8 protein-coding genes are annotated in these 17,682 nt (G+C 71.0%); 3 read left to right on the forward strand and 5 right to left on the reverse strand.

What is annotated here, in order from left to right; genetic code table 11:
* Positions 1 to 57 precede the first annotated feature (57 nt).
* Positions 58 to 1,419, reverse strand: coding sequence for an NAD(P)/FAD-dependent oxidoreductase (locus QFZ82_RS04305; RefSeq protein WP_307711842.1), 1,362 nt, complete (start codon positions 1,417 to 1,419; stop codon positions 58 to 60).
* Positions 1,420 to 1,681: 262 nt separating this feature from the next.
* Between QFZ82_RS04305 and QFZ82_RS04310 the strand changes: the two genes are divergently transcribed.
* Positions 1,682 to 2,944, forward strand: coding sequence for a sodium:proton antiporter (locus tag QFZ82_RS04310; protein ID WP_307711843.1), 1,263 nt, complete (start codon positions 1,682 to 1,684; stop codon positions 2,942 to 2,944).
* A gap of 71 nt (positions 2,945 to 3,015) precedes the next feature.
* Positions 3,016 to 4,158 (forward strand): YbdK family carboxylate-amine ligase, encoded by a 1,143-nt coding sequence (locus QFZ82_RS04315; RefSeq protein ID WP_307711844.1) that lies wholly within the window; start codon positions 3,016 to 3,018, stop codon positions 4,156 to 4,158.
* On the opposite strand, the gene QFZ82_RS04320 is transcribed toward QFZ82_RS04315, so the two are convergent.
* Positions 4,145 to 4,924, reverse strand: coding sequence for a 2OG-Fe dioxygenase family protein (locus tag QFZ82_RS04320; RefSeq protein ID WP_307711845.1), 780 nt, complete (start codon positions 4,922 to 4,924; stop codon positions 4,145 to 4,147). The two genes, QFZ82_RS04315 and QFZ82_RS04320, sit on opposite strands and share 14 nt — an antisense overlap.
* Before the next feature lie 317 nt (positions 4,925 to 5,241).
* Here QFZ82_RS04320 and QFZ82_RS04325 point away from each other — a divergent pair, with 317 nt between their 5' ends.
* The gene (locus tag QFZ82_RS04325) at positions 5,242 to 6,516 is read left to right on the forward strand and encodes an MFS transporter (RefSeq protein WP_307711846.1); all 1,275 of its coding nucleotides are present in this window, start codon (positions 5,242 to 5,244) and stop codon (positions 6,514 to 6,516) included.
* 181 nt (positions 6,517 to 6,697) lie between these two features.
* Here the strand turns inward: QFZ82_RS04325 and QFZ82_RS04330 are convergent, their stop codons facing one another.
* From QFZ82_RS04330 to QFZ82_RS04340, 3 genes are all read right to left on the reverse strand, one after another.
* Positions 6,698 to 7,957, reverse strand: coding sequence for a PP2C family protein-serine/threonine phosphatase (locus QFZ82_RS04330; RefSeq protein WP_307711847.1), 1,260 nt, complete (start codon positions 7,955 to 7,957; stop codon positions 6,698 to 6,700).
* 209 nt (positions 7,958 to 8,166) lie between these two features.
* Entirely contained in the window at positions 8,167 to 8,433 is a 267-nt protein-coding gene (locus QFZ82_RS04335) for a hypothetical protein (protein ID WP_307711848.1), read from the reverse strand.
* Positions 8,434 to 17,508, reverse strand: coding sequence for a DNRLRE domain-containing protein (locus QFZ82_RS04340; protein ID WP_307711849.1), 9,075 nt, complete (start codon positions 17,506 to 17,508; stop codon positions 8,434 to 8,436).
* Positions 17,509 to 17,682 lie beyond the last annotated feature (174 nt).

A 17,682-nucleotide genomic window follows, 5' to 3' on the forward strand; every position in this document is an offset into this window, starting at 1 on the left:
GCTCGGCCTGGTCGCATTGGTCAGGACAGCAGCGGTATCCGGCGGTCGCGGAGGCGATCAGGTGCGGGCGCGGAGCGAGGCCGTGTGCTCGCGGATCTGTTCCGGCGTCAGGTAGGCGTCGCTGTACTCGAACTCCCGCAGCGTTCCGGCCTTCTGCGCCTGGAAGCCGGTGCGCACGAAGTCGTCGCCCGCGACGGCGTTGAGCATCCAGTTGGTCATGACACGGATCCTGGCCACGTTGGTCCGCAGCGCGGACCAGTGGTAGCCGCGTGCCACGGCCTGTGCGGGCAGGCCGCGCAGTTCGATGCCGAGGGGCTTGGAGACGGCGTCCTTGCCGCCCAGGTCGACCACCAGCCCCAGGTCCTTGTGCGCGTACGGCTGCAACTGCTGCCCGCGCAGCGAGGCGATGACATTGGCCGCGACCTTGCGTCCCTGGCGCAGGGCGTGCTGGGCGGTGGGCGGGCAGACGGCTCCGTCACCCTTGGCCAGGTCCGGCACCGCCGCGGCGTCGCCGAGGGCGAACACGCCGTCGGCGCCCGGGACAGTCATCTCGGGGGTCACGACCAGACGGCCGCGGACCGTCTCCGCGTCCAGCGTGCCGACCAGTGGGCTCGCCGCGACGCCGGCCGTCCAGATGAGCGTGCGGCTCGGCAGGACGCGGCCGTCGGTGAGGGTCACCTTCTCGGGCCCGGCCTCGGCGACCGACACTCCGAGCGACACCTCGATCCCGCGTTTGCGCAGGATGTCCAGGGCGACGAGGCCGAGGCGGTCGCCGAGTTCGGGCATCAGTTTGGGCGCGATGTCGACGAGGTGCCACCTGATCTGCCGGGGGTCGAGGCGCGGGTACCGCCGCACGGCGTGGTGGGTGAGGCGCTGCAGGCACGCGGCCGTCTCGGTGCCGGCGTATCCGCCGCCGACCACCACGAACTGGAGCCGGGACGTCCGTTCCGCCTCGTCCTGGCTCGCGTCGGCCAGGTCCAGCTGCGCGATGACGTGGTCGCGGATGTAGGCGGCCTCGGCCAGCGTCTTCATGCCGCGCGCGTGCTCGAGGAGGCCGGGGATGTCGAAGGTCCGGGTGATGCTGCCGGGTGCCAGGACGAGCCGGTCGTACCTCTGGACCACCGTTTCGCCCGTGATCTTGCGCAGGACGCACACCTTCGCCGCGGTGTCGACGCCGATCGCTCCGCCGGGGATGATCCGGGTCCGGTGCCTGCGGCTGCGCCGCAGGGAGAGGGCGACCGACTGGGGGGTGAGCACGCCGGCCGCCACCTGGGGCAGCAGGGGCAGGTAGAGCTGGTACGAGAACGGTGTGACCAGCAGGATCTCCGCCTCGGCGGCGGACAGTTCACGTTCCAGCCGGCGTACGCACTCCACTCCTGCGAATCCGGCGCCCACCACGAGAATCGTCGGTCGTGCCACGGTGTCCGTCCCTTCCGAGTCGGCGGGTCTCCCGCCCTTCGGGGGCCTGTCCTGCCGCCCAGGCGGTTTGCGCAGTCGCGGGACGAGCCGGCTGCACGACGTTCTCCCGCACCGACGCACCCGCCGCCCGCCAAGCCCGGTTACCCGGAGGCCCGGCCTCCATGCACGGAGCCGGCTCCGTGTCCGCCGGACGCGTGCGAGGGCGTGTGCGGGGTACGCGCCTGACCTGCCGGGCCGACAGCGGTGAGTGAGGATGGCCGGGATGATGCTCTCGGACGCCGTCTACGCGGCCTTGGGAATCGGCGCGCTGGCCGCCGCCGTGGTGCCGCGGATCGTGTTCAGGCGACCGCTGTCGATGCCCATGGTGTTCCTGGCCGCCGGGGTGCTCGCGGCGGTGCTGCCCGTCCCGCTGCCGACCGTGGACCCGGTGCGCGACCGGCTGTGGGTCGAGCACGTGACCGAGGTGTGCGTGATCGTGTCCCTGATGGGTGCGGGGCTCGCGATCAACCGGCCGGTCGGGCTGCGGGCGTGGGCGGGAACATGGCGTCTGCTGGGGATCACCCTGCCGCTCACCGTGGCGGCGACGGCGGCGACCGCGGCGTGGCTGCTGGGCTGGCCGCCGGCCGCCGCCCTGCTGCTGGCGGCCGTGCTGGCGCCCACCGACCCCGTGCTGGCCGCGGAGGTGCGGGTCGGGGAGCCGACCGACGACGAGCAGGACGAGGACGAGGTGCGCTTCACCCTGACCAGCGAGGCGGGGCTCAACGACGGGCTGGCCTTTCCCTTCGTCCTCGCCGCGCTGGCCCTGTCCGCGGCGGCGGGCTCCGGGTGGTCGGCGGACTGGCTGGGCGGCTGGCTGCTGACGGACGTCCTGGGCCGGGGCGCCGTGGGACTGGCGACCGGTCTGGTGACCGGCCGGCTCCTCGGCCGGATGTTCTTCCGCGCCAAGGCGTCGGCGCTGCGGCTGTCGGAGCACATGGAGGGCTTCGTCGCCCTGGGCGCCACGTTCGTGTCCTACGGCATCGCCGAGCTGCTGCACGGCTACGGGTTCTTCGCCGTGTTCGTCACCGCCTGCACGATCCGCGCGGCCGAGCGCAGCCACGGCTACCACAAGGTCCTCCACGAGTTCACCGAGCAGATCGAGCGGCTGCTGACCGCGGTTCTGCTGTTCCTGCTGGGCGGTTTCCTCGCCACCGACGGGCTCACGGCCCTCACCTGGCAGGGGGCGCTCCTGTCGGGTCTGCTCCTCCTGGTCGTCCGCCCCGTCACGGGCTGGGTCGCCCAGATCGGGCACCCGGCCGGTCCCCGGGAGCGGCTGGTCACGTCGCTGTTCGGCATCCGGGGCATCGGCTCGCTGTTCTACCTCGCGTACGCCCTCGGCCACGACGGCTTCGCGGGCCGCGCCGAGCAGTTGTGGGCGGTGGTGGCGTTCACCGTCCTGGCGTCCGTGATGGTCCACGGCGCCGCGGCCACCCCGGTCATCACCCGCCTGGACCGCCTGCGCCGCAGGTCCGGCGAGCCGCCGTGACCGCCGGCCGCAGGCGATCGCGGACATCGAGCCGGTTCGCGGGGGTACCCGGCCGTGCGGAGGTGGTGGTCATGGCCGAGCCGGTGTCCGGCGACGGCCGGATGCCGACCGTCGGGGTCGAGGAGGAGTTCTTCGTCGTACGGGCGGACAGCAGAGCGCTGGAACCGGCCGGGCCCCTCGTCGTGGCACGTGCCCGGGCAACGGCCGGTGACCTGGTGGCGGGCGAGTTCCACGAGAGTCAGATCGAGGTGCGCACCCCGCCGTGCGCCGGCGCCGGGGCGTTGCACCGGGCGCTGGAGTCCGTACGGGCGGCGGCGGCTGTTGCCGCCCGCGCCGAGGGTCTGGGGCTGTGCGCGAGCGGCACGCCCGTCATCGGCGGTCCCGGGGCCCGGCTGGTGGGCGACCATCCGCGCTACCGGGCCGGTGTGCGGCAGTTCGGCGCCATGCTCGACGACTTCACCGTCTGCTCCGCCCATGTGCACGTCCACGTGCCGGAGCGGGAGACCGCGGTCCTGGCGGGCAACCATGTGCGGCCGTGGCTGCCGCTGCTGGTGGCGATGAGCGCCAACTCGCCGTTCTTCCACAGCCGCGACACGGGCTACGCGAGCTGGCGCACCGTCGTGCGGCTCGGCTTCCCCGCGCTGGGCGCGCCGCCGTACGCCGACTCGCTGGCGCGCTACGAGCGGCTGACGGCAGCCCTGGAGGCGTCCGAGGCGATGCTCGACGCGAACAACCCGTTCTGGGACCTGCGGCCCAACCCCCGCGTGCCGACGCTGGAGGTCCGCGTCATGGACGTTCCGGCCGACGCGGCGGACACCGCGGCTCTCGCCGCACTCGTGCGGGCGCTCGTGGTGCGCTCGGTGACTCTGGTCCGGCAGGGCGATCCGGGCCCGCGCACCTGCGGTGAGCTGCTGCGCGCCTCGTACTGGCGGGCGGCGCGGGACGGCTGGGAGGGTGCGGGCCTGGACGGGACCACCGAGGAGGTGGTGCCGTTCGAGGTCCAGGCGGCCCGTCTGGTGGGGCAGGTGCGGGAGGTGCTGGAGGAGTGCGGGGACCTGGACCGGGTGACGGCGTTCGTCGGGCGGCTGGCCGCGCACGGGTGCGGGGCGCGCAGGCAGCGTGCCCTGTGGGAACGGCGCTCCCGCCTGACGGACGTCGTGGACGGCCTCCTCGCCGGGGACGGGTCCGAGGCCGATGCCGTCAGGTGGCGGTGAGGGTGGTGACCAGGACGTCGCGGTGCGCCGGGCGCGCGGGGTCGACCGGACGGACGGCGGACACTCCGTGGAGTGTGGCGCGGTCGTCGTTGAGCAGGAGGCTTCCAGGGTCGCGCAGCGTCGTCGACAGCAGCTGACGTCCCTCCGGGGTGAAGACGGTGCTCTCCCCGCCGGAGACGTTGTTCCGTGCGACGAGCAGCGAGGACACCAGGGTGACGCCGTCGCGGTGGCGTCCCTCGGGGGTCGGTTCCCCCGCGCCGTCGGCCGTCGCGACCACGCGGAACGGATGGACCTTGACGCTCCACTCCCCGGCCTCGTCCAGCGCCCGCGCCATGCGCCCCAGCAGTCCGAGAAGGGACCGCAGGACGGGGTCGTCGGCGAACGCGCGGGTCAGGGGCTCGAAGTGACGGTCGACCGCGTCGAAGAGCGGGTTCGTGTGGCGCGGCTGCACGAACACCTCGTGCGGGAGCATCCGTACGCCCCCGGTGGCGGAATCCCACGCGAAGTGGCCGTAGCGGCGCAGCCTGCGGGTACCGCGCTGTGCCGCGTACGGATCCTCCGCCAGGTCATCCCAGTGGGCGGCGAACGCGGCCCACTCGGGCCAGTGGGGCCCGTCGGCGCCGAGCGACGCGAGCACCGTTTCCGGGGGCATGAAGTACACGCCGGTCGACGCCAGCGCGGCACGCGCCTCGTCGACCGCGGGGGCGCTGCCGCCGGTGCGATCGCTGTGCGCCGTGGGGCCTGGGGTGTCGAGGTGGGGTTCCATGGGTCCGACCGCCTTCCTGAGCCCGCTGGGCTTCCCGTCCCCGGGTCCCCCGGGTTCCCCCGTCCCCGTACTCCAACCGGCCGTCGGTGACGCGAGCCGGACGTCGGGCAGTCGGGCAGTCGGGCGAGCAGCGTGTCGATGCCCGAGTCCGCGATGGCGCGCCCGATGTCCTGGCCCGGGGCAGCGCCCCCTCGCCCCGCCCCGCTTCCCACGCGGCTCCGGCGGCCGCGAGTTCGCGCGGCCCGCGCGCAAGCGCTTGCCCCGGGCCGTGAAAACCCCTGGTGGTCCAGACCTCTCGCCTGATACATGTCACATCCGTGACGGAAAAGATTCCGGCGGGCCGGCAGGTTCCCGCCTCTCCAGCGACGGCCGGCGCCCACGGTCGGGCGGCGGCGACCGAACCGCCCGGCCTGTGGAACCGCAACTTCCGGCTCTTCTTCGTGGCGCGTTCCGTCGCCGTCTTCGGTGACGGGATGGTGCCCGTGGCCCTCGCCGCGGGCCTGCTCGGCGCGGGCCGTCCCGCGTCCTCCGTCGGGTATGCGCTGGGCTCGTGGATGGGGCCGTTCGCGCTCCTCGTGCTCTTCGGCGGGGTGCTGGCGGACCGGTTCACGGCCCGCCACATGATGATCATCGCCGATGTGCTCCGGCTCGCCGGCGCCTCGACACTCGCCGTGCTGTTCGCCGCGGGCAGTCCGCCCCTGTGGTCGGTGTACGCGCTCAGCGCGGTCAGCGGCGTCGGCGCCGCCCTCTTCCAGCCGGGGGTGGCGAGCACGATCCCGCGGATATCGGCGGACGTCCAGCGTGCGAACGCCGTCCTGAGGGTCATTGAGGCGCTGATGACGATGGCCGGGCCCGCGTTCGCCGGGCTGGTCGTCGCGCTGGCGGGCGCGGGGGCCGTCTTCGGGGCGAACGCGGCGACGTTCGGTGTCAGCGCCGTGTGCCTGGCGCTGATGCGGATGGTTCCTCTGCCGGGCGACCAGGTTCGGCGCGGTTCGATGATGGCGGAACTGGCGGACGGATGGCGCGAGTTCAGGGCTCGCAGCTGGCTGTGGCAGGTGATCGCGGTCTGGACGGTGTACGGGCTGACCGTCCTCGGACCGATGCTGCCGCTCACGGCGGCGCTGGTGACGGACCGGCACGGCTCGGCCTCGTACGGGCTGCTGATGGCGGTGAACGGGGCGGGCAGCGCGGTCGGCGGTCTGCTGGCGCTGCGGTCGCGTCCCGCGCGTCCGCTCGCGACGGGTGCGGTGGCCCTGATCGGGGTCCCGGTGAACCTCGCCCTGCTGGCGTCCGACGTGTCCGTGGTCGCGCTGGGCGTCGGCCAGTTCGTGGTCGGAACGGCCTTCGCGTACTGGCTCGTCATGTGGTCGACGGCGGTGCAGACGCATGTGCCCCAACAGGCCCTGAACCGTCTGCACGCCTATGACGTGGCCGGTTCGCTGCTGATGCTGGCGGCGGGCAGGGCGCTCGCCGGTCCCGCCTCCGAGGCCCTCGGCACCCGGCAGGTCCTGCTGGGCGGCGTGGTGCTCGGGACGCTGGCGGTGGGCGTGCTGCTGGCGATCCCGTCGGTACGGCGACTGCCGAGGGCGTAGGGGCCGCGCGTCCTCGCGCCGGCGGTCAGGCAGCACGACGAGTCCGGGATCGGCGGCCACGGCCGTCTCTCCACTCCTCCACCGTGATCTCCGGGCCGCTGTCCTCGAACCAGGGTTCGCGCCGGGTGATGTGGAGGTCGTGTCCCATACTCCGCACGCCGGCGGGTGGCGCGGTCGCGGCTCAGGTCGTGTCCGGCGGCGGTTGCGTCACGGACTCGTGGGCCTCGGGGTGGGGGCGGCGGCGGATGCGGGCGGCGAGGACCGCGACGTCGTCCTCGGCGTGCTGGGCGTCGAAGCGGTCGACGACCGTGTCGAGCAGTTCCTCGACACCGGCGCCGGGCCGCAGCCACCGTCCGGCGAGCCGCGCCAGCGAGACGTCGATGTCCTCTCCCCTGCGCTCGACGAGGCCGTCGGTGAACAGCAGCAGGGTCTGCGACGGAGCCATGGTGCGCGTGATGAGTTCGTATCCGCCCAGACCCGTGCCGAGCGGCGGGCCGACCGGCACGGGCACGACCTCGGCTGCGTTGCCGGCGCCGAACAGGACGGGCGGCAGATGGCCGGCGCTGGCGAACGCGGCCACGCGCCGAGCCGGATCGACGCGAATGAGCAGGCAGGTGGCCGGGCGGCGGCTGGCGTTCGTGGCCACGGTCTCGTCGAGCTGGCGCAGCACCCGGTGCGGTGGCAGGTCCGCGGAGGCGACGTAACGCAGGGCGGAGCGGTAGGCGTTCATGTCGACGGCCGCGTCGAGACCGTGGCCCATCACGTCCCCGACGACGAGCAGGGTGCGCCCGTAGTGGAGGCGCACGGTCTCGAACCAGTCGCCACCCACCAGGGTGCTGCTTCCGGAGGGCAGGTAGCGGGTGGCGACCTCCAGGTTGGGGTGCGGTCTGCCGGGTTCGGCGAGCAGCGCGCGCTGGAGGTTGAGCGCGGTGCTGCGGACGGAGGCGTGGGCGCGCGCGTGGCCGATGAGGACGGCGGCGAGGCGGGCCGCGTAGTGGAGTGTCGCGGTCTCGTCGTCGGTGAAGCCCTCGCCCGGCCGGGCGGCGAGGAGGACGCCGTAGGCGCGGCCGTGGGCGAGGAGCGGTACGTGCAGGTGGGTGACGGGCCGGCCGCCCGTGAGGGTGGTGACCGTGCGGATGGCGTGGCCCTCGTCCAGTGCTGCCACCGACTGCGCGGCGGCGTCGGCCCCGGCGTCCAGGAGGTCGTCGCGGCCGCGTGCGCAGGTGCGGGTCGGCGGGCCGTGCGCGTGCGGCCGGTCCGTGGCGACGTCCTCGGGGAGGAGGTCGACGGCGGCGGCCTCGCACAGGGAGGGGCACAGGAACTGGGCGAGCTCCGCGCAGACGGTCTGCTCGTCGAGTGCGGTGCCGATGACGTCGAGGGCCCGCTCGATCGCCGCCAGCCGTGCCCGCACCCGCCCCTGCCCCTCGTGCCGTGCCGACAAAAGGCCACCTCCGTGCAAGCGCCGCTCGTACGCAGGCCATCACATCAGCGAGAGGGCCGCGGGCCGGGCAGCGACGCAGACGAACGGCGGGATGGCCGCCGCACGGCCCGAGCGGCCGGGGTGGCGCGCCGGCGGACGGCGGCCGCCCCCACAGCAGTGCGCCCGGCCGGGGGTACCCCGGCCGGGCGCACGTGTCCGACGGACAGCCGTCAGGTGGTGCCGGGCTCTTCGGTCATCCCGATGCCGAAGGGAACCGAGCGGATGAACGCGGCGGTGTGCGGATCGTCCGCCGCTGCCGCCATCCTCTCCAGGAGCGCCAGGAACTCGGCTCGGTCGTCACCCGTCAGCTGGAGCAGTTCGTAGCCCATGTTCTCCAGGCCGCGCACAGCCGTGTCGGGGTCGATCTCTTCGGGTCCGCAATGCTCCATCAGCATCATCGCGGTGATGATCGCGTTCACAAGGGGTTCCGGATTCACCTAGGGCGCCATTCGGACGGTGATGGTGGTGATGCCAGCGTAGGTCATGAACCGGTTCGCAGCCGCCACCGCGTCGGCGGTGGGCAACTCCCATACGGCTTGCAGGCCGTTGTAGACGGCGGTGGCCGCCTGGCGGCGCGCCTGGTCCACCGCTTTCTCGGTGAATCGGGGATTCAGCTTCCGGTCGATGATCTCGTTGCCGTTGACACCGTCGAACTTCGCCGTCACCGGGATGCCGTCGGCTCCCGGCATCTCCAGCTGCGGTGCCATGCCCCGTCCCGTCGCCGGGTTGGAGCGGGCCCCGGCCACGCCGGACTGGTAGTTGTAGGCGTTCGGCGGCATGCCGGGCCTCGGGGGCGTCGCGCGCAGATCGCCGCCCTCGTCGACCCAGTTGGCCACGTCCTCGGCGTCGGGTCCGCAGTTGTGGACCAGGACGGACGTGCCACCGGCCACCACGTAGTACGTGTGGACGCCCTCGACGGTGAGGTTGTGGACGCGTTCCGTGCGGTGGGAGGTGTCCACCGCGGTGATCTGCACCCAGGTACCGGACGCGGTCTGCAGCCACATTCCGGACTCGAGGTCGGCCGCCTCGTCCCAGGTGCCGTAGTCCGGCAGCCAGAACAGGTGCGACGCGGTCGACGTGATCTTGCCCGGCTTGGCGGCGCCGTCCTCGCCGTCGGGGTCGACGGTGAGGGTGACGAGGTCCTTTCCGCTCCGGTGGTCACGGGTGTCGGTGACCGTACGGGGCCGGGTGTCCCCGGTCTCGGGGTCGGTGGCCACCACCTGGTCGCCGACGTTCAGCGCCTCGATGTCCTTGAGACTGCCGTCCGCGAGGACGACCTTGGTGCCGGGCACGAAGCTGTTCGGGCAGGTGGTCGGTTCCGGCTCGTCCTTGGGCTTCGCCGGGGCCTCGGGTTCGTCGGCCTTGGGCTTCGGCGGCGTCGCGGCGTCGGCCACGTCGTCGACCTTGTCCTCGGCCTTGCGGACGTCGTTGGCCGTGTCGAGCGCTTCGGCGCCCTTGGCGGCGTACTTGCCGGCCTTGACCGCGCTGGCGCCGTAGCCCACCAGCGGGATCGCCGAGCTCAGGGACAGTGCGGCGTCGACGTAGTTGCCCTCGGCCGCGTACCAGATGCCGTTGGCGACGTCCGCGACCTCGCCCACGACCGGGATCAGGCCGACCACGTCGAGTGCGGCGTGGCCGATGTCCGAGAGCGAGAGCCCGAAGAGGTGTCCGTCGAGTTCGACGAAGCTGATCGGGTTGCCGCCCGCGAAGGCGTACCTGTTGCCGGTGAACGGGTCGGTGGCCAGGGCCATGTCGGCCAGGGCGCCGCCGTACGAGTCGCGGGTCAGGAAGCGGTTCAGCCCCGGGTCGTAGTTGCGGAAGCCCATGTCGTACGTGCCCGACGCCTTGTCCCAGCGGGACGAGTTGAAGCGGAAGGCGTTGTACGCGTCCTTGTCGGGGTCGGCGGTGTCCGGCTTGTCCGCCCCGGTCATCTGCGACGTGTCGTCCGAACCGTACGCGGTGTAGCCGTACGTGGCGCGGGTGTTGCCGTCCTCCTTCGTGATGGCCTCGACGTCCCCGCGGGGGCTCGTGACGTAGTGGGAGTACTCCTTCGTGCCGCCGTCCTTGTGCTTGATCTGGGTGGCACGCTGGCCGCCCGCCAGGTACTGGTAGTCCGTGTCGGGCTTGCCGTTCAGCTCCTCGCGCAGGACCTGGTTGTCCATGCCGAGGTAGGTGAACGCCGTGGTCTTCGACTCCGCGCCGGAGGTCGTCTGGGAGACGGTCCGGTCGAACGGGTCGAAGACGTAAGCGGTCGTCACCGCGGCGGCGCCGGTGCCGGCACGGGTCTTCACCGTGCGGTCGAAGCCGTCGTAGTAGTTCTTCTGTGTGGTCTCGCCGCCGGTGCTGACCGTGTCGAGCCGGCCCAGCGGGTCGTAGTTGTAGGTGGAGGTCACCCCGCCGGCGGACGAGGACAGCAGCCGGTTGCGGTCGTAGCGGTGGGTCGTGGTCAGGTCGCTGACCGTCTGCTCGACGACGTTGCTGTTGCGGTCGTAGGTGTACTTCTCGGTGCCGGGGCTGTCACCGGCCTTGGTGACCTGGGCGATGCGGTCCTGGGGGTCGTAGTCGAAGGTGTAGGTGTTGTTGATGTACGCCGCGTTGTCGTCGGCGTTCATCAGCTTGAGCACGTCCTTGGAGCGGTGCCCGTTGGGCGAGTACTCGAGGTCGTGCTGGGCGACGACCGTGCCGCCGGACTTCTTCTCGACGGACTGCTTGACCGAACCGTCGAGGTAGTAGGTCAGGTCGAGCGTGTTGCCGTTGGGCTTTGTCTGCTTCAGCAGCTGCCCGCGGGCGGTGTAGGTCATCGTGGTGATCTGCTGATTGCCGGCGGTCGGCGAATCGGCGTTGGTGACCTTGGAGACCAGGCCCCTGGTGTCGTAGTCGATCTTCGACCAGGTCAGGTCGTGGGTCGAGGTGAGCGGGTTGCCGTTCTCGTCGTAGGTGAGGGCGGTGGTGTTCTTCACCGTGCCGGTGGCAAGCTCCTCGACCTTGGCGATCCGGTTGAGACCGTCGTACGCGATCTTGTAGGTGTCGATCTTCGCGCCCGGCGAGTTGTCCTTCACCTCCACCATGAAGCCGTTTGCGTCGTAGGCGTAGGTGAAGTCCTTCTTCTCGTTGTCGCTCTCGCCCGCGTTGGACCGGACGAGCTTCACACTGTCGGCGAGGACCGTGCCGTTCGCCTGGTCGGACAGGCTGACCTTCTGCGGGCCGTCCTCGACGAAGGAGTAACTGCCCAGTGAGATCCAGGTGCCGGTGTCACGGGTCTGGTCGACGGTCCTGGTGGTGCTGCCGCCGTTGTGGTCGACCGTGAACCTGGCGTCGCTCGCCGCGCCGGTCACCTTGGGGTGGCGTACGAAGACCTCGTAGGTGCCGTTCTGCGGGATGTTGAGCTGCCAGTTGAACCGGTCGGCGCCGGTGCCGGCCGGGTGGGAGTAGGTGTCGTACCCGTACTGCTGCTCCGCCTGCGTGCGGCTCCAGTTGCCCTGGGTCGCCGTGTTGTTGAAGTCGGAGCTGTCGACGAGCACGACGTGCCTGCCGACGGGGACGCCGTCGTCGGAGCGCGCCTTCTGGTTGCCCGACGGGTAGTAGTCCCAGGTCATCGTGCGCTGCTGGGAACCGCCCGCGGAGGTGAGGGTGTTCCTGGTCTGCTGGCCGAGCTCGTTGTAGTCGTAGGACGTGGTGATGTCCCACGGGTCCTTCGACGTCCTGGTCCAGCCGTTGTCGTAGTAGCTGTACTCGGTGACGTTGCGGACCGTCTGGCCGTCCGACGGCGGTGCCGACACGGAGCTGAGGTTGCCGACGGTGTCGTAGAAGTAGAACGTCGAGTCGGGGGTGTTGTAGCGGGCGTCGTCCTTGTCGAAGGGCGAGCGCTCCTCCTTCACCCGGTTCAGCTCGTCGTAGACGGTCTCGGAGGTGTGGTCCGTCGCGTCGTCGGTGGTGGCGACACCGCGCGGGGTGATCGTCTTGGTCCGGTTGCCGACCTGGTCGTACTCGTACCTGGTCGTGCGGTACGAGACGGTCCCCGATCCGTCCTTGCCGACCGGCAGCCTGGACTCGACCAGGGCGCCGCGCTCGTCGTACACGGCGAGCGTCTCGTTGCCCTCGGCGTCGGTCTGGCCGACGGTGAGGCCGTCCCTGTCGTAGCGGGCGGTGGTGAACTTCCCGATGGCGTCGGTCGTCCTCACCACGCGGTGGTTCAGGTCGTACTCGAACAGGCTGGTGTAGTCGGTCGCGTCCGCGGTCTCGTTCTTCCGCGGGTCGACCAGCCTGGTCAGGTTGCCGACCTTGTCGTACTCCGACGTGACCGTGCCGCCCGCCGCGTCGGTGACCCGGACCGGCTGGTAGATCGCGTCGTACGCGGTCGTGGTGGTGTAGTCGCCCGCGGTCGCGGTCGCGTTGCCCTTCGGGTCGGTGACCGTGAGGACGTTGCCGACCTTGTCGTAGGTCGTCGTGGTCCTGCGGACCGGGTCCGTGGTCAGGTCGCCCGGCGCCGTCGACTCGGTCAGCTGGTCGGCCTCGTCGAAGACGGACGTGGTGGCCGTGCCGTTCGGCCCGGTCGCCCGGGTGATGTTGTCATTGGCGTCGTAGACGGGCGCCGGAGTCGTGATGAACACGCCGGCGGCCTGGTCCTTGGGCTCCTTCTTCTCGAGCGGCCTGCCGAAGGTGTCGTAGCTCTGGGTGACCTGCGCGCCCTTGGCGTTGATCACCTTGAGCACGTTGCCGCGCGCGTCGTAGTCGAACGTCGACGGGTTGGTCAGCGGATCGGTGATCGTCGACGGGTAGCCGGTGGGGCCGAACCCGCTGTAGACGGTGGCGTGCCCGTTGGCGTCGGTCGACCTGGTCACCTGTCCGTACGCGTCGTACTGGGACGTGGAGGTGTAGTCGCCGGCCGTGGGCGTGGCGACGCCCTTGGGGTCGGTCGTCGACGTCAGGTTGCCGAGCGCGTCGTAGCCGAACTGCCAGGTGCGGCCTTCGGGTGACTTCTTCTGGAACAGGTCGGCGATGTGACCGTCGAGGCCGGTCGCGTAGACGAAGGTGCGGCCGGCGGTGCCGTTCTTGTTGGCCTCGGCGTCCTTGTGCTCCAGCGGGTAGCCGGTCTTCGGATCGTAGGACCAGGTGGTGACGGCTCCGTTGGCCTCTTCGAGACGTGTGACGTTGTTGTCGGCGTCCCACGCGAACTTCGTCGTCTCCGCCTTGGCGTTGGTGATGCGGTTGACGCGTCCGTAGCCGTCGATCGACTGGGTCGTGGTGTGGTTCTCGGCGTCCGTCACCTTGGTCTCGATGAACGAGCCCGCCGTGCCGTCCGGATCGGTGTAGACGAATCCGGTGGTGCCGCCGAGGCGGTCGGTGATGGTCTGCGTGTTCCAGTGGAACTTCGGGTCGTCGCCCTCGTTCGGGTAGTAGTAGTCGAGCGAGGTGGCGTTGCCGCGGGGGTCGGTGACCTTGACGAGCTTGACGTTCTTGTTGCCCTGGGTCGCGTCGTACGCGAAGGCGAACACCTTCGGCTGGGCGGAGCCCGCGCCGTCGGTGAGCTTGGTGAGCAGCCCCTTGTCGGAGTAGTCGAAGGTCAGCTTGCGCCCGGAGACGTCGGTCATCGACCTGACGTGGTCGATGATCTTCGGGCTGCTGGTGTCGGCCTTCGTCCAGTAGTCGACGGTGAGCGTCTGCCGGCCGGCCGGGTCGGTGATGTACCGGAGGAACTTCACCGGCTTGTTGTTGGACTTGCGCTCTTCGTAGATGTAGGTCTGCGTGTTGCCGTTCTTGTCCGTGACGGACGTCAGGTAGCCGTCGCAGTCGAAGAAGAACTGGGTGCGGTCCGGGCGCGTGAGGGACCAGGCCTGCGGGTCACCGTCCTTGTTCGGGGTGCAGTCGGCGCCGGCTCCCTGCCGGAGCAGGTAGTGCACACCGGCCGGGGCCTTCCACGTCCCGTCGTCCTGCTTGCGGAAGATGTGCGCGGTGCCGTCGCCGTCGGGCAGCGTCACCTCGCGCGGGTTCGGGTTGGGGTGGAAGTCGAGGGCCGCGCCGAGCCGCAGCGGCATCGCCGCCTGTGCGGACCAGCCGTGGCCGAGGACGGTGTCGGAGGTGTCCTGGCTGTTGTACGCGAAGCGCGCGAAGGTGGCGAGGCCGCGGCCGGGGTTGGTGAAGGCGTTGTACTGCCAGACCGTGTTGCCCGCGTACAGGTTGTTCATCAGCGACGAGCCGGCGCCGGTGTTCTTGCCCGTGTAGGCGTAGAACTTCTCCAGACCCAGCTGGTCGGAGGTCGGGTCCTCCACGCGTACGTTCTGCGTGAGGGCGGGGATGGACTCGGTGGCCGACAGCCACGTGCCCGCCGTCTGGTTCAGCAGGTCCCACTTGAGCACGTACTCCAGGCGCTTGTTTCCTGAGTCCGAGTTGATCGGGGCCTTCAGGGCGGCCTTGACGGTGATCGTCTCGCCGGGGAGGACGTCCTCGGGCAGAGCCGTCCGGAGCTGGTTGCCGCCCGTGGTGGCGTCGGTGCCGTCGGGCAGGGACCAGGTGTAGGAGAGCACCTGGTCGGCGGCCTTCCAGGTGCCGGTGGTGGTGTTGGTGAGGGTGACGTCGACGGTGTACTGGTCGCCGGGGATCATCCGCGCCGGGGTGTCCGGGGCGAAGTACGTCGAGTCGGTCGACTTGTCGATGTAGGTGACCACGAGCTGCGGGCGCAGCTGTGGTTCCTCCGCCTCCGAGGAGAGGAAGATCGTCCGTTCCTGCGGGCCGGCCGTGGACTCGTCCTTGAGCTTGACGGCGACGCCCTTGTTGGCGGCAGGGGTGGTGACCCAGGACTGGGCGAGCGAGGTCACGTACCAGGACTGGCGGGCCGGGTCGTTGGTGACGGTCGAGACGGTGTCGGCGACGGCCGTGTCGATGTCACCGCCCGGCGCGGTCCACGGTGTGGTGGCCGTCGCGTTGTTCCAGGACGCCGTGCTCTCGTCGAAGTCCCGGTTCAGAGCGTGGAGTTCGTACACGGCGCCGGCGCTGCCGGTCGTGGTCGTGGTGCCCCACAGGTCGAGCTGGGCCTCCAGCACGCGCGAGGTGGTGGGCACCTGGCTGAGCGCCGGGAACTTCAGCAGTGCACGCGTCGTGCCGTAGGTGCCGGAGTTGTTGCCGACGGACAGCCACGGGTGGGCGATGCCGCCGTCGGCGACGGTGTCGTGCCCGGTGCCGGCCTGAGCGGAGGACAGGGTGGTGTCGGCCGCGCTGCCCTGGAGGACCACGGTGGTGCGGCCCGCCTTGGGGAGGCGGACGATCTGGGTGGGCGCCGGGATGATCTCGCCGTCCCGGGTCTTCACCGCGACCATGTAGTAGAAGACGTTGCCGAAGGAGTCGGCCGAGTCGGCGGGGGTCGGGGTCGCCGTGGTGTCGGCGAACGTGGTCGTGCCGGCGGGGACCGGTGCGACGAGCGTCTGAGACGACGGCTTGAACGTCTGGAAGACGCTGCGGTGGACCTGGTACTCGACGATGTCGTCGCCGGTGGCGACCGGGTCCTGGTCCTGGTAGGCGGACCACTTCAGCTCGGCGCCGGTGGCCCGGATGACCTCGGGGGCGTCGAGGGTGACGCCCGGGCGGCCCCAGGTGAGCACGAGCTTCGGGTAGTTGGCGACCTCGCCCTTGTAGGCGTACTCCGCCGCCTCGTATCGCGGTCCGCCCCTGGGCCCGTTCGCGCTCTCGTCACCGGCCTTGACGACGAAGCCGTGGTTGGTGTTCGTGCCGTTGATCCAGGACTGGACGGTCTTGGTCACGCTGAAGGAGTGCCAGGTGTTCGAGGTGCCGGGCTTCTTGGTGACCACGCCGCCCTTGGTGAAGCGCAGCGCGTCGGCGAGAACGGCGGTGGACGTGGAGGCGGGGCCGTCACCGAGGACGACCTTGCCGGCGGTGCCCGCCTTGAACAGGTGGGTGCCGAGCGTCGTCCACCTGCCGCCGCTGCCGGCCCGCTGGTCGACCGTGTAGGTCTTGCTGCCGCCGTTGTAGGTGACGGTGTACGGGGCGTTCGCGGCGCGGTCGGACGCGGGCACGTAGTGCGCCTCGACCTGGTAGTCGCCGTCCTCGGGGAGGTTCGGCTGCCAGGTGTAGGTGTCGCCGGCGACCGCGTCCTTGTTGTAGAGGTAGTCCTTGTTCACCGCGTACTGGGTGTACGCGGTGTTCCCGGAGGCGGGCCACGCGCCCTTGGCCGCCGTGGTACCCGAGTCGCCGTCGTCGACCAGGACGGAGGTGCCGGACAGCTCACCGGTGATGCCGGAGGCGTTGTTCCAGGTGGCGGTGGTCTCGTCCCAGGCGGCGGTGGCGCGGTGCGCCTCCAGCTGGACCTCGGTGTCACCCGTGGTGTGGGTCTGGTCGTAGTAGAGCCTCAGGTCCGCGGAGTCCAGCCGGGTACCGGCCGGGACCGCGCCGAGCGGGAACTTCAGCAGGGCCCGCGAGGATCCGGTGCTGGTGTTGCCGACGGACAGCCGCCAGTTCCCGTCGTAGTTCGACGCCGGCCCGTCCGAGGAGATCATGACGTCCTGGGACTGGGTGGAGGTCGGCGCGATGGAGATCGTGGGGTCGACCACCACCGGGTAGCGCCGCTCCGGGGCCTTCAGCCAGGCCGCGTCGGGGCGCAGGGTGAGGGTGTACGAGCCGTCGCCGCCGGTGAGCCTCTGCTCGACGCGGTCGCTGCTCGCGGTTCCGTAGGCGGCCTGCGGGTCCTTCTTCGCGTCCGTCATGAAGGGCGCGGGGATGACCAGTTCGGGCCGCGTGGGGCCGGAGCTCTCGCTGTGGAGGGCGATGGAGCCGTTCCCCCGCCGCTCGGCGGTCAGGCCGTGGGTGGTGAGGGTGAACTCGTAGGCGGGCGCCGCGGAGGGGGCGCCGCCGAGGACGATGTCCTCCTTCACGGTGCCGTTGCCGACGGTGTAGGCGAGGTCGGTGCCGCGGCCCAGGGCGTCCTTGTAGGTGACGGTGGACCCGTCGACCTCGGGGGTGAGCCGGCCGGCGGCCGCTCCCTTGACGCCGATGGCGACCCAGTGCCCCTTGTCGAGCTCGAACCGGACGAGTTCGCCGGGACGTTCACCGAAGTAGGTCCGGGCGACGTTGGTGGTGTTGGCGTGCGTGAAGCCCTCGCGGCCCGCGGCCCTGACGGCCGTGTCGACGGCCTTCCAGTCCTTGCCGGCCCGGTAGTGCGTGGGGACGGCGGAGACCTCGGACTGGACCCGGCCGTCGGAGAGCTGCCAGTAGCGGGCGTTGGGGGTGCGCCTGTCCTCGAGTTCCTTGATCCGCTTCGCGGGCGCCGCGTTCCTGCCCTTGGGCAGGCGATCATTGCGTGGCACACCCGTGTCCGGAAGTGCCGGCGGCTCGGCGGCCTCGGTGTCGTCCTCGTCCAGGCCGAGTAAGTTCCTGAACCCCTCTACGAGCCCCGGCTCGTCGCCCGGGGGTGGTGCGGCAAAAGCCGGCTGCGGCACGCCGGTGGCGGCCAGCGCGACGACACTGCTGACGATCAGCCAGCGCCGTGCACGTCTTCCATGCATCGTCTCTCCCTCAACCCGTGGTCTCGGTCGTCATGGGAGAGTTGTGGGCGAAATGAAATGAGCGTGTCAAGCGATCGGATATTCAAGACATCAGTGCCAGTTGTGATGTGACGGAGCATCATGGACTCCGTCCTGAGCCGCCGCCGGGCGTCTCACGTCGCGGTGTGCTCGCGG

Origin of the sequence: Streptomyces sp. V4I23, assembly GCF_030817975.1 — a bacterium.
Classification (GTDB): Bacteria; Actinomycetota; Actinomycetes; order Streptomycetales; family Streptomycetaceae; genus Streptomyces.

What these genes read in the sequence shown, in the direction of transcription:
- QFZ82_RS04320 (WP_307711845.1), bottom strand. Translation starts at nt 4,924, where the DNA reads ATGGAACCCCACCTCGACACCCCAGGCCCCACGGCGCACAGCGATCGC.
- QFZ82_RS04340 (WP_307711849.1), bottom strand. Translation starts at nt 17,508, where the DNA reads ATGCATGGAAGACGTGCACGGCGCTGGCTGATCGTCAGCAGTGTCGTC.
- QFZ82_RS04310 (WP_307711843.1), top strand. Translation starts at nt 1,682, where the DNA reads ATGATGCTCTCGGACGCCGTCTACGCGGCCTTGGGAATCGGCGCGCTG.
- QFZ82_RS04315 (WP_307711844.1), top strand. Translation starts at nt 3,016, where the DNA reads ATGGCCGAGCCGGTGTCCGGCGACGGCCGGATGCCGACCGTCGGGGTC.